The 15,201-nt window shown below is 29.5% G+C and carries 15 protein-coding genes; 6 read left to right on the top strand and 9 right to left on the bottom strand.

Annotation, left to right across the window (positions count from 1 at the left end; genetic code table 11):
• The first annotated feature begins 3 nt into the window (after positions 1-3).
• Together AC5SMR_RS01440 and AC5SMR_RS01435 are read left to right on the top strand one after the other, a co-directional pair.
• Positions 4-1,134 carry a diaminopropionate ammonia-lyase gene (locus tag AC5SMR_RS01440; protein ID WP_494574731.1) on the top strand — a complete coding sequence of 377 codons (1,131 nt, stop codon included), beginning with the start codon at positions 4-6 and terminating at the stop codon, positions 1,132-1,134.
• A gap of 6 nt (positions 1,135-1,140) precedes the next feature.
• A complete protein-coding gene (locus AC5SMR_RS01435; RefSeq protein WP_494577111.1) occupies positions 1,141-2,562 on the top strand; it encodes a cryptochrome/photolyase family protein in 1,422 nt (473 codons plus the stop codon).
• On the opposite strand, the gene AC5SMR_RS01430 is transcribed toward AC5SMR_RS01435, so the two are convergent.
• Genes AC5SMR_RS01430 through AC5SMR_RS01395 form a run of 8 tightly spaced genes read right to left on the bottom strand, consistent with a single transcriptional unit; the run spans position 2,559 to position 10,011 of the window.
• Complete coding sequence (locus AC5SMR_RS01430) at positions 2,559-2,978, bottom strand: secondary thiamine-phosphate synthase enzyme YjbQ (RefSeq protein WP_494577110.1); 420 nt, start codon at positions 2,976-2,978, stop codon at positions 2,559-2,561. The genes AC5SMR_RS01435 and AC5SMR_RS01430 overlap by 4 nt on opposite strands.
• Complete coding sequence (zapE, locus tag AC5SMR_RS01425) at positions 2,975-4,033, bottom strand: cell division protein ZapE (RefSeq protein WP_494577109.1); 1,059 nt, start codon at positions 4,031-4,033, stop codon at positions 2,975-2,977. Before zapE ends, AC5SMR_RS01430 begins: the two co-directional genes overlap by 4 nt.
• Complete coding sequence (locus AC5SMR_RS01420) at positions 4,030-4,458, bottom strand: hypothetical protein (protein ID WP_271486587.1); 429 nt, start codon at positions 4,456-4,458, stop codon at positions 4,030-4,032. Before AC5SMR_RS01420 ends, zapE begins: the two co-directional genes overlap by 4 nt.
• A gap of 2 nt (positions 4,459-4,460) precedes the next feature.
• On the bottom strand, positions 4,461-5,762 hold the full coding sequence (locus tag AC5SMR_RS01415) for a PQQ-binding-like beta-propeller repeat protein (RefSeq protein ID WP_494577108.1): 1,302 nt from the start codon (positions 5,760-5,762) through the stop codon (positions 4,461-4,463).
• The gene (locus AC5SMR_RS01410) at positions 5,755-6,399 is read right to left on the bottom strand and encodes a hypothetical protein (RefSeq protein ID WP_494577107.1); all 645 of its coding nucleotides are present in this window, start codon (positions 6,397-6,399) and stop codon (positions 5,755-5,757) included. The genes AC5SMR_RS01415 and AC5SMR_RS01410 overlap by 8 nt, the downstream gene beginning before the upstream one ends.
• Positions 6,400-6,401: 2 nt before the next feature.
• A complete protein-coding gene (acnA, locus tag AC5SMR_RS01405; protein ID WP_494577106.1) occupies positions 6,402-9,071 on the bottom strand; it encodes an aconitate hydratase AcnA in 2,670 nt (889 codons plus the stop codon).
• A gap of 5 nt (positions 9,072-9,076) precedes the next feature.
• Positions 9,077-9,664, bottom strand: a complete 588-nt coding sequence (locus tag AC5SMR_RS01400; RefSeq protein WP_494577105.1) for a LysE family translocator — start codon at positions 9,662-9,664, stop codon at positions 9,077-9,079.
• A gap of 5 nt (positions 9,665-9,669) precedes the next feature.
• Entirely contained in the window at positions 9,670-10,011 is a 342-nt protein-coding gene (locus AC5SMR_RS01395) for a tRNA-binding protein (protein WP_494577104.1), read from the bottom strand.
• Positions 10,012-10,038: 27 nt separating this feature from the next.
• Between AC5SMR_RS01395 and argE the strand changes: the two genes are divergently transcribed.
• The 4 genes from argE to AC5SMR_RS01375 are packed head-to-tail and all read left to right on the top strand — an operon-like array spanning position 10,039 to position 13,656.
• Complete coding sequence (argE, locus tag AC5SMR_RS01390; protein ID WP_494577103.1) at positions 10,039-11,229, top strand: acetylornithine deacetylase; 1,191 nt, start codon at positions 10,039-10,041, stop codon at positions 11,227-11,229.
• A 38-nt stretch (positions 11,230-11,267) separates the two neighbouring features.
• Positions 11,268-12,167, top strand: a complete 900-nt coding sequence (gene puuE, locus AC5SMR_RS01385; RefSeq protein ID WP_494577102.1) for an allantoinase PuuE — start codon at positions 11,268-11,270, stop codon at positions 12,165-12,167.
• A gap of 2 nt (positions 12,168-12,169) precedes the next feature.
• The gene (gene alc, locus AC5SMR_RS01380) at positions 12,170-13,156 is read left to right on the top strand and encodes an allantoicase (protein ID WP_494577101.1); all 987 of its coding nucleotides are present in this window, start codon (positions 12,170-12,172) and stop codon (positions 13,154-13,156) included.
• A complete protein-coding gene (locus AC5SMR_RS01375) occupies positions 13,153-13,656 on the top strand; it encodes an ureidoglycolate lyase (protein WP_494577100.1) in 504 nt (167 codons plus the stop codon). The genes alc and AC5SMR_RS01375 overlap by 4 nt, the downstream gene beginning before the upstream one ends.
• 45 nt (positions 13,657-13,701) lie before the next feature.
• Here AC5SMR_RS01375 and AC5SMR_RS01370 read toward each other — a convergent pair whose 3' ends face one another.
• Positions 13,702-15,150: an NCS1 family nucleobase:cation symporter-1 gene (locus AC5SMR_RS01370; protein ID WP_494577099.1), complete on the bottom strand. Its 1,449-nt coding sequence runs from the start codon at positions 15,148-15,150 to the stop codon at positions 13,702-13,704.
• Positions 15,151-15,201: the final 51 nt, after the last annotated feature.

Below are 15,201 nucleotides of genomic sequence, written 5' to 3'. Positions count from 1 at the left end.
ATCATGCAGAAAGACCTTTGGTCTATTACATCATTTTTAGAGAATAAAAATTATAAATTTAATAAAGAAAATATACTTACGCAACTTCCAGAAAAATTTATAGATGAAGCAATTAAGGCTATATCTAGTTGGGATAATTATGCCCCCACTCCATTGGTTAAATTAAATAAACTAAATGATGAATTAAAATTTAAAAATATTTACTACAAAGATGAGGATAAACGGTTTGATCTAAAATCTTTTAAAGCTTTAGGTGGAGCTTTTGCTGTTTACAAGATTGCCAGTGAAAAAGAGAATATAACTGTATCAACAGCAACAGCTGGAAATCATGGTCGATCTGTAGCCTGGGGGGCTCAAAGACTTGGATTAAAATGTAAAATATTTATAAGTGAATTTGTTAGTGAATCTAGAGCTGAAGCAATGCGTAAATTGGATGCTGAAGTGATTAGAGTTAAAGGTAATTATGATAATTCATTAAAAGAATGCATAAAACAATCTAAAGAAAATAATTGGGAAATTGTACAAGATGTGTCTTGGGAAGGTTACAAGGAAGTACCAAAATTAATTATGGCTGGATACACCATAATGATTAAAGAAATTTTAGATGAAGTAAAATCTAATTCAATATCACACGTATTTCTTCAAGCTGGAGTTGGCGGAATGGCTGCAGCAATGATTGCTGGCTTTGCAAAATTATCACAAAATATTCCAAAATTTATTATTGTTGAACCAGAAAATGCAGACTGTGTATTTCAAAGTATTAAGAATAATAAACCCACAAGTGTTGATATTAAAAAGGAAACAGTAATGGGTGGAATGTCTTGTGGTGATGTATCAAGTATTGCCTGGGAAATTTTAAAAAATTCTTCAAATTATTGTTTAACTATATCTGATGAAGCAATCTCAACTACTGTAGCATTGCTAGCAGAAAAGCGTTTATCCGATCTAAAAATAATAGCTGGTGAATGTGCTGTCCCAGGTATAATCGCGTTAATAAGCTCATTTAACAATAAAGAATACTTAGATAAGCTAGAGTTAAATGAACAATCAAATGTACTTTTATTTGGTTGTGAAGGTTTAACTGATAGTGCAATGTATCAAAAACTACTAAGTGATGGATTGCAAAAAATCTGAGTAAATATGACAAAAAAAGCCATTGTTTGGATTAGAGAAGATTTTAGAATTGAATATAACGAAGTCTTAGCGACAGCAACTCAAAATCATGAGTATGTAAGTGCTCTTTATATATATAACCCAAAAAACTTTGATAAAAAAAGAGAGGCTCAAAAATGGTGGCTGTCTAAATCATTAGAAAATTTAAGTATAGATCTAAAGAAATTAAATATCACATTGGAAGTTCAGTTAGGTGATGAACTAGAGGTATTATCAATTTTAAAAAAGAAAGATGATGTTACTGTTTATTGGAGTAAAGTTTATGAGCCAGATGTAATTAATAAAGGTAAAAAAATAAGAGATCTATTTATTAAGAATGAAGTTCAATATAAATATTTTAAAGGAAATATTCTTGTAGAATTTCAAGAAATGACTAAAGACGATGGTACTCCCTATAAAGTATTCACTCCATTTTGGAAAAAAACTGAACAGCATTATATTTCAAAAGCTCCTTCAAAATTAATACGAGTTAAATCAAAAATTAAAAAGATAAACATATTTAAAAATTTAATTTCTATAAAAGAAATTTTACCTAAAAAAAATTGGTATAAAAAATTTGAGAAATACTGGGACCCATCTGAAAAAGAAGCTAAAAAATATTTACAAGAATTAATAAATAATAGAATTGAGGACTATGGTGATGCACGAGATATTCCAGGTGTTAACGGAACCTCCAAGTTATCTCCTTTCTTAAAATTTGGTCAAATACATGTAGAAACAATTTGGAAGAAATGCCAAGACATTAAAGTTAAAAAAATTGGATATAGAAAGTATATTAATGAATTAGGATGGAGAGAATTTTCTCATAGTTTAATTAATTACTTTCCACAAATGTTAAAAGGTAATCTTAGAAAAGATTTTGACAATTTTCCTTGGGTTAAAAATGATAAATTTCTTAAAGCTTGGAAAGCAGGCATGACAGGATACCCTATTGTAGATGCTGGAATGAGAGAACTATATGAAACAGGATGGATGCACAATAGAGTTCGAATGATTGTTGCTTCTTTTCTTGTTAAACATTTAAGAATTCATTGGATGGAAGGTGAAAAACATTTTAAAAATTGTTTAGTTGATTATAATGAAGCCAGTAACGTTGCTCAATGGCAATGGGTTGCAGGATGTGGTGCAGATGCAGCTCCCTACTTTAGAATCTTCAATCCTATCCTTCAGGGGGAAAAATTTGACAAAGATGGGATTTATACAAAAAAGTGGGTTCCAGAACTTAAAAACATGCCTAATAAGTTTCTATATAAACCATGGGAGCTTGAAACCAAATACCAAGAACAGATTAAAGTAGTTGTTGGTATCAACTATCCAAAACCAATTGTAGATCACGTTGAAGCCAGAAATGCTGCTCTAGATGCTTTTAAAACAATTAAGAAAAACTAATCTCCTAAATAATGAAGAATAATCAATCTTTTTTGCTTCTCAATTCTGTGCTCAAAAAGATATAAACCCTGCCAGGTACCAAGTAATAACTCATTGTTTTTAACGCTTAAAGAGATTTGATTATTAGTTAACGCAGATTTTATATGTGCAGGCATGTCATCTTTTCCCTCAGCTGTATGGATGTAAAGGGAATTGTCCATAGGTACGAGCTTATTAAAAAAATTTACTAAATCACTTTGAACATCTGGATCAGCATTCTCTTGAATTATTAAAGAAGCACTGGTGTGTTGAATGCTTATATTGATAATTCCATTATTAAATTCATTATCCTTGATCCATTTGTTAGCTTGGCTTGTAAATTCATAGAGATTCTGGCCATTAGTACTCAATTCTAAGTTAAAAAACTCTTGTCTCATAACTTCGTATATTTAATAGATGTTAATTCATACAACCTACTAATAGTTCTTTTAAATATTTTTTTTAAATCTTCAGAAGAGCTTAATAAATCTAATTGTAATTGAGAAGTTATCATAAGTGGTATTTTTTTTTCATAAAGAATATCAATTAAAGTAATAAATCTTTGTTGTTGATTAGAATTATCACTGTTAAAAATTGGAATATTTTCTATAACAATAAAATTACATACTTCAGTTATTTTAATGTAATCTTCAGCTCCAATATTTTTAGAACATAACTCTTTAAAATCAAAACGTGCTATTCCATTAAAGTAATTCTTAATAGTAAGCTTTCTACCTTTAATACTTAAGATCATTTCTTGATTAGTAAGATTTTTAGTTATTTTTCTAAAAAATTTATTAAGTTTAAAATTAGTTGATTCATTTAATGGATAAAAATATCTTTCATTTCTGTTTTTTACAGACATTCTATAATCATCTTGGATAATCAATTGTGTCTCGTAAGTTTTTTCCTTCATTATTTTAATAAAGGGAAGAAATTGATCTCTTTGTAATCCGTCTTTATAGAGATCATTTATTTTAGTATTTGATGAAAATAAAACTTTTATATTCTCATCAAATATTTTTTTAAATAAGCTACCTAAAATCATAGCATCTACAATATTTGTAACCTGAAACTCATCAAGATAAATTAATTTAGATTTATTTTTTAGTTTTTGAACAAATTTATCTATAATATTTTCTTGTGTATTTTCTTTGTTTTTAAATACAAAGTCGTGAAAACTAATCATAAACTCATTAAAGTGAAATCTTTGTTTAGTTTTATCAAAATTATTATAAAAAAAATTTAGTATCATGGTTTTACCTACACCCACATCCCCTTGTAAATAAAACCCTGTTTTATAATTTTGTTTAGTAAATATTTTTTTTAAAAGTGATTTATTAAAGTTTTGAGTATAGAATAAACTCAATTCTTCTATTAAGCCTAATTGACTGGGATTAATTTCTAAATTATTAATTTTACAATAACTAAGAAATAATTTATTTAAATTCATTTTTTCGTTTTAAAATCTATACCATATTCAGATCTAGGGCCTTTTCTTAATCCAAAGGGCCCAGATATAAACAAAGTAAGCGGTCTTGTTCCTGGTTTAAGATCAACTCTGTGTAAATTATTAGCTGACCTGAAACCTATATATCCAGGCGCTCTCCAAAATCTTCCAGTATTTAGTGTTTCCCAGTAACCCCCTCTTAATATCACTGTTATGTAAGGAAATGTATGATTGTGAACTCCTTCTCCATGATCGTCAGCTAACATTTCATGTAATAAAATATTAAATGGAAACCATTTTGGCCTATGCCTTAATAAGACATAATATCTGTTCATCCAAGGTTTAGCTTCATTAAATTTGGGGTGAGAGGGTCCTCGATCTAAAACAATTTTTTTTCTTCCTAGCTTATCAAGTAACTTAAGAAACATTACTAATTTAATTTAATAATAGAATTATCAGTAATTAGATATAAATTTTTATTAAATATAGCTGGCCTAGAAATTTTTTTATTGTCAATTTTTAGGATAGTCCTGGCTTTGCCGGTAGCAATATCAATAACTAGAAAACGTCCAATATTAGTTGATAGGTAAATATTTTTGTTCCCAACAATAAAGCCAGCTGGTCTTATCTTAAGTCTATTTTTAGCTTTAAATTTATTAAGTAAATAATTTGATCTTATAATATTTCCAGTGTTTTTTTCCATAATAATTAAATAACCTTCCATTGATATAGTGAATATTAAGTCATTAATTATTACTGGTCTTAAGTTGGAGTTAATCTCTTGTTTCCAGTTTAAGTTACCAGTTTGTATATCTAGTGAAAAAAATTGATTTTGGTTATTAGAAAAAAACAATGCCTCTTTGTCAGCTACAACATCAGATGTCTTTAAAAAAAAACCCGTATCAAAGGCTAAACTACTTTGTGTAGGGGTTTGCCATAATAAATTACCGTTATTAATATCGACAGCACTTATATCGCCCAAAGAATTATTAAAGTAAATTTTTTCATTTAAAATTACTAATGAAAGTCTTTTTTGAGATCTTATAAGTGAACCTTGAGTTTTTCGAGCCCAAATTTCTTTTCCATCGTTTATTGAATAAGCTCTTAAAGTATTTTCAAGATCTATTACATAAATTCTATCTTTATAAATCTTTACTTGTGAATTAAATGGCGCATTATTATTTTTAGACCATAATAATTTTCCTGTATTAATATTGATAGCATATAATTTTGCTATATTATCAGCAATTATTAAAATTTTATCATTGTAACCAAAAAATAAAAATGGGTTTTGTTTTTTTTCATATTTTGAATAAAAGTTTTTTTTCCATATTAAATTCGATTTATTGTCAAAGTTTAAAATAGACCCTTCATTATCAAAAAAAATAATATTATTTTGATTAAATGTGATTTCTGGTTCGTATTGATAAAAATCTTTTATCTTTTTAAATTTATATCTAGATAAACTCTCAAGTTTACCGTTGTAGTTAATTTTGCCGCTATTATTGCTAAGATTTTTAAAAAAACTATTACTTACAGCTCTTGAATCGAGCTCTATTTTTAAATTAGGATTAAATTCAAAATTTAATTTTTCTTCTTTTTTGAAGATTTCTGTTATGTTTTTATTTTTTTCTTCTTCAATATTTTCTTTATTCCAAAACTTTGAGCTTTTGTGAAATGAACAATTTGTAATAAAAATAAAAATTAATAATAATTTAAAAATTTTACTCACCTATATCTCTGTTAAGTCTTTTTTGTGATGCTAGTTTAATTTCATTATTTGCATTGGACAGTAATAAAATTTGATTAAAAAATTCTTTTGCTTTTTGTTTTTCATCTTTTGAATAAAAAAATTCTGCAAGCAAGTATAATGCATGGGACTTCCAGATACTTTCAGAATTAATTACTGGATTAAGTATTTTCAATAATTCATTTTCACTAACAAAATCTGAATTGAATAATGCTTTTTTATATATAATCAAATTCTTAATTTCATTATCAAGTTTTGTATTTTCAATTAACTCATTAAATAATATATTTATCTCATCATTGTTCTCTAATAAATTATTGTCTAGTAGATGGTATAAAGCTAATGGAGAATAAGTTGCATCATTACTTTTTACAACATTAACCATTTCATCAATTGTTTTTTGTTTATTTTCAGGATTAAGATCTATTAATGCTAAGTTGTATTGATTAGCTAATTTAATTTTATTTTTTTCTTTAGAATTTTCAAATGATAGATAGCCAATTATAATTACTAATATTATTGAAATAATTATTATAAGTTTTTTTTTATTATCTATAAAAAAATTCTTTATTCTCTCATTTCTTGCGTTTGTATCTATGATTGTAATTTCTTCGTCCATTGCTATATCATATTCCTTAATACATACTGAAGTATTCCACCATTTTTATAATACTCTAATTCGTTTTTAGTGTCTATTCTACATAGGGTTTTGATCTTTTTAATGTCTCCTGAGGCATATTTTATTTCAACTTGAACTTGATCTGATGCATTTATACCCTCTTCAATTTGAAGAACTGTTATCAACTCTGAACCAATTAATTTTAAGTTTACCCTATCGTGTCCTTCGGTAAATTGTAGAGGTAAAACACCCATTCCAATTAAATTAGATCTATGAATTCTTTCAAAACTTTCTGCTATTACAACTTTAACACCTAATAGTTTTGTTCCTTTGGCAGCCCAATCTCTTGACGATCCTGTTCCATATTCTTTTCCACCTATAACAACAAGGTCTGTGCCTCTTTTTTTATATTCCTCAACAGCATTATAAACTGGCATTACTTTTTCTTCTGGATATAATTTTGTAAACCCACCTTCTGTTCCTGGTGCCATTTCATTTCTTATTCTAATATTTGCAAAAGTTCCTCTCATCATTACCTCATGGTTTCCTCTTCTTGATCCATAAGAGTTATAATCTGTTGGAAGTATTTGATGTTCCATAAAATACTCACCTGTTGGGCTTTCTTTTTGAATATTTCCTGCTGGAGAAATATGATCAGTTGTGACCATATCCCCTAAAATCAAAAGTGGTCTTGCATCTTTAATAGGTTTAAAGCCCTCAGGTTGATCAGATAAATTTTCAAAAAATGGTGGTTTCTTCACATAAGTTGAACTTGAATCCCAATTGTAAATACTGGTATTTTCAGTTTTAATTTCTTGCCACTGTTTAGGGCCTTCTGAAACATTTGAATATCTTTTAACAAACATCTCTGCATTTAAAGATTCTCTTAATGTGTCTTCAATTTCCTTATTAGATGGCCAAATATCTTTTAAAAATACATCTTTACCATCTTTACTTTTTCCTAAAGGCTCTTTGTATAAATCAAATTCCATGTGACCAGCAAGTGCATAAGCTACTACAAGTGGTGGTGATGCTAAGTAATTAGCTTTTATATGTGGAGAAATTCTTCCTTCAAAATTTCTATTTCCAGATAAAACTGACACAGCGTAGATGTTTTCCTTGTCTATTGCTTTAACAATTTCCTCTGGTAAAGGGCCTGAATTTCCTATGCAAGTCGTGCAACCATATCCAACCAAATTAAAACCAAGTTTATCTAAAAATACATTTAGTCCTGCTTTTGCTAAATAATCAGTAACTACTTGTGATCCTGGAGCTAATGATGTTTTTACCCAAGGTTTAGTTTCTAAACCAAGTTCAACAGCTTTTTTTGCTAATAACCCAGCTCCAATTAATACATTTGGATTGGATGTATTTGTACATGAAGTAATAGCTGCAATTAATATTGAGCCATCTTTAATTTCATAATCTGTTCCTGATACTTTTGAAACATGTTGTTTTTTTCTATTAGTTGCTTCTTCAAAAACTTTTTTAAATCCAGTAGATGCCTCTGTTAATAAAACTTTATCCTGAGGTCTTTTAGGTCCTGAAATAGTTGGAACAACTGTAGACATATCTAACGATAAGGTATCAGTAAATTCAACTTTGTCATTAGCCCATAAACCTTGCTCTTTTGCATATTTCTCAACTATATTTACTATGTTCTCATCTCTTCCTGAGAATCTTAAATATTTTAATGTCTCTTCATCAATTGGGAAAAAACCACATGTTGCTCCATATTCTGGTGCCATATTTGCAATTGTTGCTCTATCAGCAAGAGTTAAATTCTTTAAACCTTCTCCATAAAATTCAACAAATTTTCCAACAACTCCTTTATCTCTTAACATTTTTACGACTGTTAAAACTAAATCTGTTGCAGTAGTACCTTCTGGCATTTTATTTTTAACTTCAAATCCTATTACTTCTGGAATTAACATTGAAATTGGCTGACCTAACATTCCAGCTTCAGCTTCTATTCCACCAACACCCCAACCAAGAACTGATAAACCATTAACCATAGTAGTGTGACTATCAGTACCAACTAACGTGTCAGGAAATAAATAGTCCTCGTTTTGAAATTTTTCAGACCAGACTACTTTTGATAAATATTCTAAATTAACCTGGTGACAAATCCCAGTTCCAGGAGGAACAATTCTAAAGTTATTAAAAGCTTGTTGACCCCATTTTAAAAATGAATATCTCTCACCATTTCTTTTAAATTCAATATCAACATTTTTTTCAAATGAATCTTTATTTGCTGATTTATCTACTTGAACTGAATGATCAATTACAAGGTCAACTGCAGACAGTGGATTAATGGTATTTGGATCTCTATTTTTTTCTTTAACGGCTTCTCTCATTGCTGCAAGATCAGCAACAGCTGGTATTCCTGTGTAATCCTGTAACAAAACTCTAGCTGGCCTATAAGCTATTTCAGTTAATGATTTTTTTGTTTTTAACCATTCTTTAATTGCTTCTATTTGGTTTTTAGTAACTGACAGATCGTCCTCGTATCTTAAAAGGTTTTCTAACAAAACTTTTAATGACTTTGGAAGTTTTGAAATTCCATCTAAACCGTTCTTTTCTGCTTCTACTAAAGAATAATATTTGTAGTCCCTATCATTAATACTGATAGTTTTTAGGGAGTTATAAGAATTTTGATTTCCTGGTTTCATTTAATTTAGATATAGAACCCTATTATACAAACAATAAGTAGCAAGGACATAGCATAATTAAATCGTTTAATAAAATTATTATTTGTCGCAAAATTCCTTAAAAACTTACCTAAAAAAGCCCATGCTGTAATACTTGTTAGAGCTGTCAAAGAGCAAACGATAATAACTGTTAAAGAACTATTTAAGTAATCGTTTTCTAATACAAATTTTGAGATCAATGTAATAGCTGCCATTACTCCTTTAGGATTTAAAAACTGGAATGTAAAAGTATCAATAAATTTTACTGGATTAATTTTTTTACCCTCTTTGGATGTTTCAGAAAATGAAATTTTATAAGCTAAATATAAGAGGAATAAAGTTCCTAATATTCTGATCACTTCCTGGATTAGTGGATATTTAATAAAAGTTGATATCAATACAAAATTGATCAAAATTACTAACACAGTATAACCCAACCAAACTCCCATTATTAATGGAATTGTTTTTTTTATACCAAAATTAAAACCTGAGTAAGAAGCAACAGCATTATTAGGTCCTGGTGTAAAACCTAATGAACAAGAAATTCCAATCAATAAAAATAATTCAGGATGCATAAAGTTTAAGCTATTGGAAGCCCATTCTCTGATTGTTGAGATGGGTGAACTAGTATAACTTTGCCTTCATCATCAATCGAACCTAAAATAAGAACTTGTGAAACTACACCTGCAATATTTTTTTCTGGAAAGTTGCAAACACCAATAACTTGTTTACCTTTTAAATTTTCTTCATTGTAATAATGGGTAATTTGTGCGGATGATTGCTTAACACCTATATCTTTTCCAAAATCCACTTCAATTACTAGTGAAGGTTTTCTAGCTTTTTCATTTTTTTTAACTGATATTACAGTTCCAACTCTAATATCTATTTTATCAAAGTCATTATAGGTGATTTGTTCTTTCATATATTTAATATATAATGGTTGATAAATATGAGTACAGAAAATAATTTAAAGCTATTGTATAATAATTCAGTTCAAATTTTAACTGACTTAATAGCTTTTAAAACTATTTCAGGAGAAGATAATAGCTCATTAATTGATTATTGTGATGGTATCTTAAAAAAATTAGGTGCTACTTCTTTTAGAACTTATGACAGTGAAAAAAAAAGAGTAAATTTATTTGCAACACTAAAAGCTAAAAATTCAAATAGTAAAAAACCAATCATTTTATCAGGCCACACTGATGTTGTTCCTGTGTCAAAGGGCTGGAGCTCTGATCCTTTTACTGCAACTATTAAAGGTGATAAATTATATGGAAGAGGTTCGTGTGATATGAAGGGTTTTATTGCTTGTGCTTTAGCTTATGCACCTGTTTATTCTAAATCGAACTTAGATAGAGACATTCATTTCTCATTTACATTCGATGAAGAAACTGCATGTCAGGGTGCTCCTATACTAATAGAGGAATTAAAAAAAAGAGATATTAAAGATGGTATTTGTATTATTGGTGAACCGACTAATATGAAAATTATCGATGCTCATAAGGGGTGTTATGAATACACAACTTATTTTAAAGGTTTAGCAGGACATAGTTCAGCACCTCACAAAGGTGTGAGTGCTGTTGAATATGCATCAAAATACGTAAATAAATTAATTGAACTTAGGGAGAAACTTAAAAGTAGAACACCAAAAGACTCCATTTTTGAACCACCTCATTCCACTCTTTCTATTGGTGGTGTGTTTGGTGGTATTGCGCATAATGTAATAGCAGACAAATGTCATGTTAATTGGGAAACACGACCAGTTATTAAGGAAGATGGTGTATTTTTAAATCAAGAAATCGACAAGTATGCAAATGAGGTGTTATTACCTGAAATGAAAAAAGTTTTTCCTAATGCTTCAATTGAAAAAGATATTATTGGTGAAATAGTTGGGTTTGATAGAGAAGATAAGTCAGATGCTTGTGAATTAATTTCAAGTTTAACGGGTGATAATTCTAGACAAGTTGTTTCATTTGGAACTGAAGCAGGTTTATTTCAAGAAATTGGGATTAGTACTGTCGTGTGTGGTCCAGGATCAATTGATCAAGCTCATAAAATTGATGAGTTCATTGTTTTGGATGAGCTTAAAAAATGTTTAAACTTACTTGATGGTATCAAAGCAGAATCTGTTTCAAATTAATAAATTGTTAAACAATACAAAGTAAATTATAATTTTTTATGTCTAAAAAAGATCCAAGAGATATGATTGGGTATGGTTCTAAGGATCAAAAGATTATTTGGCCTAATAATGCACGTATTGCTGTTCAAATAGTTTTAAATTATGAAGAAGGTGCTGAAAATTGTGTTTTAAATGGTGACAATAACTCAGAAATTTTCTTATCAGAAATCATTGGCGCTCAACCTATCAAAGGTAGACATATAAATATGGAGTCTCTTTATGAGTACGGTTCAAGAGCAGGATTTTGGAGATTGCATAAACTATTTCAAGAAAAGAAAATTCCTATTACGGTTTTTGGAGTCGCTATGGCTTTAGAAAAAAATCCTGAAGTTTGTAATGCTATAATAAAAGCTGATTATGAGGTTGCATCTCACGGGTGGAGATGGATTGATTATCAAAATATTAAAAAAGCAGAAGAAAAAAAACATATGAAACTTGCTATTCAAGCTCATAAAAAAATTTTTGGGGAGAGGCCTAATGGTTGGTATACCGGTAGATGTAGCCCCAATACTAGAGACTTAGTTATGGAAGATGGTGGTTTTTTATATGACAGTGACTCTTATAGTGACGACTTACCATACTGGGAAACTAGAAATAAGAAAAAACAATTAATCATTCCTTATACTCTAGATAACAACGATATGCGATTTGCTACCAATCAAGGGTTTAATACAGGTGATCATTTTTTTTCTTATCTAAAAGATAGCTTTGATGTTTTATACGAGGAAGGAAAAACAAACCCTAAAATGATGTCAGTAGGATTACACTGTAGATTAATTGGAAAGCCTGGAAGAGTTCAATCTTTAAAGAAATTTCTAGATTATATTCTTAAACATGAAGATGTATGGATATGTAAAAGAATTGATATAGCCAAACATTGGATTAAAAACTATTCTTAATAATGTCAAAAAAAATTATTTTTACAAATGGTCTTATAGATTTAGCTCAACCTAGATTGGGAACTAAGGTTATATTTAAAACTGATGATTTTTTTGCTTCAGCAAATAGAATTATTAGTCCTTTACCAGCAATTTTTAAAGATGGATTGTTTGATAAAAATGGTAAATGGATGGATGGATGGGAATCTAGAAGAAAAAGAACTAAAGGGCATGATTATATAATTTTAAAATTAGGAAAACCTGGTTCTATTAAAAAAGTTGATGTTGATACATCACATTTTAATGGAAATCAGCCAGCTATGATTTCTATTGAAGGAACAAACTCAAGTTCAAATAAAATAAGTCAATTAAAGTGGGAACCATTACTTTCTAAGAAAAAAACTAAAGCTAATAGCCATCACTTCTTTACTACAAATAGTAAAAAAAAAATTACACATATAAAATTTAATATTTTTCCTGATGGTGGGGTTGCTCGACTGAGGTTATTTGGCTCAATTGCTAAATCTAATAAATTGAAAAATAAAAAAACAAATCTTGCATCACTATTAGATGGTGCCTCTGTTATTGCTTGTAACAATGAACACTTTGGTAAAGCTGAAAATATTTTAGCCCCTGGTAAAGCTAAAAATATGGGAGATGGATGGGAAACAAGGAGAAGACGTGGCCCAGGATTTGATTGGCTAATATTAAATTCTTTAGATGGAAAAGAAATTGATAAAATTGAAATTTCTACTCATCACTTTAAAGGTAACTTTCCAAGCTATTGCTCTTTACAAGCTGCTTATTTACCAACAATAAAAGGCTCTAAACAAATTGTAAATTCTTCGGTCAAATGGAAGTATTTATTAAAAGATGCAAAATTATCCTCTAATAAATTACATATTTTTAAAAATAATCTAATGAAAAAAGATAAAATTAATTTTATAAAAATTAATATTTTTCCAGATGGTGGGATATCTCGATTTAGAATATATGGAAAAAATGTATGACCAACTTAGCAATCAAACCCAAACCTATTAATAAAGAAAATTTTAAAAAGTTTGGAGATATGATCACAACAGACGATATCAAGCCTTTAGAAATAAATGATGGCTATGCAAAACGATATGATGGGATAGCTAACCTGGATGCAAAGAAAGATGGTGGAGAGTCTATAATTAGTATTTTTTCAGCTTTAAAAAGATCTTTTCCTATGAAGATTGATATGATGGAAAAACATCCACTTGGTAGCCAAGCCTTTATCCCAATGAAAGAAACAACATTTTTAGCTTTTGTTGCTCCTGAGGGTGATAAGCCTGATTTAAATAAAGTGGAGGCTTTTATTATTCCAAACGGAATTGGAGTAAATTATAATGCTGGTATTTGGCATTTTCCTTTAATTGCAACTGAGGATATGAATTTTTTGGTTGTTGATAGAAAAGGTGAAGGTGACAATCTAGTTCTTCATGATTTAAATAAAGAAAATATCACTTTAGAATTTAAAATATAAAAAAAGCCCACCAATGAATTGATGGGCTTTTAGTTATAACTTTAATTATCTTTTAGATATAGCTAGATGAACTACAGCACCTAGTGATGCACCAATTATCCAAGCATATCCTCCGCCACCACCTAGGTTTGCAAAGAAATCATCTAAACCAAAAACTAAAATGTTTGGCCAAACAGTTCCAACTGCGATGTAACCTGATAGTATCCAAGCTAACATTCCTTTATAATTGAAGCCACCATTGTAATGATACTTCCCACTAGGGCTAGCATCAAACAATGCATCTACATCTAGTTTTTCTTTTTTGATGATATAATAATCAACAATCATGATACCAAAAACAGGTGCAAGAATTGCTCCTAGCGTATTAACAAATGGAAATAAACCCATTTGAGTAATAACAGCAACCCACATACCACCAATAATAAAACCAAAACCAGCAGTAATTAATCCACCTGTTTTGAAATTTATCTTATCTGGCATTAAATTGGCCAAGTCATAAGCTGGAGGTATAAAGTTCGCAACCATATTGATACCAACTGTCGCTGCAAAAAATGCGAATGCAGCAATAATTGTTAATCCTAAGTTATCTACTTTAGCTACCATCTCTGTTGGGCTTGCAACATATTCACCAAAAATTGCGATTGTTCCACCTGTTATCATTAAAGTAATAAAAGAGAATAAGATCACGTTACCTACTAATCCCCATAGATTTCCTTTTCTCATTTCTTCTTCATTTTTAACAAATCTAGCGAAATCACCGAAGTTAATAACTACTGCAGCAAAATATCCAACCATAATTGAAAATACAGCTATGAATGCTCCAAATGATCCTAAGCCTTCAAAACCACCAGTTCGTTCTCCCCCAGAAAATATAGTTCCTACTTCTGAAAAAAGTCCTCCACCAGCTTTAGCCCATATAACTAGCATTAAAACAATCATTACAACGTAAACGGCTGGTCCAGCAAAGTTTAAGAATTTTTTGATAAGATCTACGCCTTGCCAAAATAAATAAACTTGGAATGCTGAAACAAATATAAATGAAACCCACATTACACCTGTCATACCAAGAAACATTACTTCACCTTCCATTCCTGTAATTCCAGTAATTAAAAGTGCTACTGCAGTTGATGCCGCATAAGTTTGTGCTCCATACCAAAACATTGCAACAAGACCTCTGGCCATTGCTGGAAAGTTAGCTCCAAATACACCCATACTAACACGGGCAAAAACTGGATATGGTATTCCATGTTTTACACTTGGTTTGCCTGAAAGGTTTACTAGCCACATTATAAAAAATCCTGCTAGAATTAATGCAGCAAATACAGCCCAACCATTTAGTCCTGACGCTAAAAACAAAGATGCAGCCAAAGTATAACCAAATAAACTTTGAACATCATTAGCCCAGACATTAAAGATTTCAAACCATCCCCAATTTTTTTTATTGCTTGGAGTTGGAGCTAAATCTGAGTTGTAGAGTTTTGAAGATCTACCCATATTATTTCTCCTTTTTATTTTTGTTACTCTTATTAACTATAAAGCTATGGT

The organism is Candidatus Pelagibacter sp. PS_28, from assembly GCF_059417885.1.
Note: the sequence above shows the minus strand (reverse complement) of the source record. Positions and strands in the feature narration are given on the sequence as shown.

Coding starts and splice junctions, on each gene's coding strand:
- AC5SMR_RS01435 (WP_494577111.1), top strand. CDS start 1,141: ATGACAAAAAAAGCCATTGTTTGGATTAGAGAAGATTTTAGAATTGAA.
- AC5SMR_RS01395 (WP_494577104.1), bottom strand. CDS start 10,011: ATGAAAGAACAAATCACCTATAATGACTTTGATAAAATAGATATTAGA.
- AC5SMR_RS01420 (WP_271486587.1), bottom strand. CDS start 4,458: ATGTTTCTTAAGTTACTTGATAAGCTAGGAAGAAAAAAAATTGTTTTA.
- puuE (WP_494577102.1), top strand. CDS start 11,268: ATGTCTAAAAAAGATCCAAGAGATATGATTGGGTATGGTTCTAAGGAT.
- AC5SMR_RS01370 (WP_494577099.1), bottom strand. CDS start 15,150: ATGGGTAGATCTTCAAAACTCTACAACTCAGATTTAGCTCCAACTCCA.
- zapE (WP_494577109.1), bottom strand. CDS start 4,033: ATGAATTTAAATAAATTATTTCTTAGTTATTGTAAAATTAATAATTTA.
- AC5SMR_RS01430 (WP_494577110.1), bottom strand. CDS start 2,978: ATGAGACAAGAGTTTTTTAACTTAGAATTGAGTACTAATGGCCAGAAT.
- acnA (WP_494577106.1), bottom strand. CDS start 9,071: ATGAAACCAGGAAATCAAAATTCTTATAACTCCCTAAAAACTATCAGT.
- argE (WP_494577103.1), top strand. CDS start 10,039: ATGAGTACAGAAAATAATTTAAAGCTATTGTATAATAATTCAGTTCAA.
- AC5SMR_RS01410 (WP_494577107.1), bottom strand. CDS start 6,399: ATGGACGAAGAAATTACAATCATAGATACAAACGCAAGAAATGAGAGA.
- AC5SMR_RS01375 (WP_494577100.1), top strand. CDS start 13,153: ATGACCAACTTAGCAATCAAACCCAAACCTATTAATAAAGAAAATTTT.
- alc (WP_494577101.1), top strand. CDS start 12,170: ATGTCAAAAAAAATTATTTTTACAAATGGTCTTATAGATTTAGCTCAA.
- AC5SMR_RS01440 (WP_494574731.1), top strand. CDS start 4: ATGCAGAAAGACCTTTGGTCTATTACATCATTTTTAGAGAATAAAAAT.
- AC5SMR_RS01400 (WP_494577105.1), bottom strand. CDS start 9,664: ATGCATCCTGAATTATTTTTATTGATTGGAATTTCTTGTTCATTAGGT.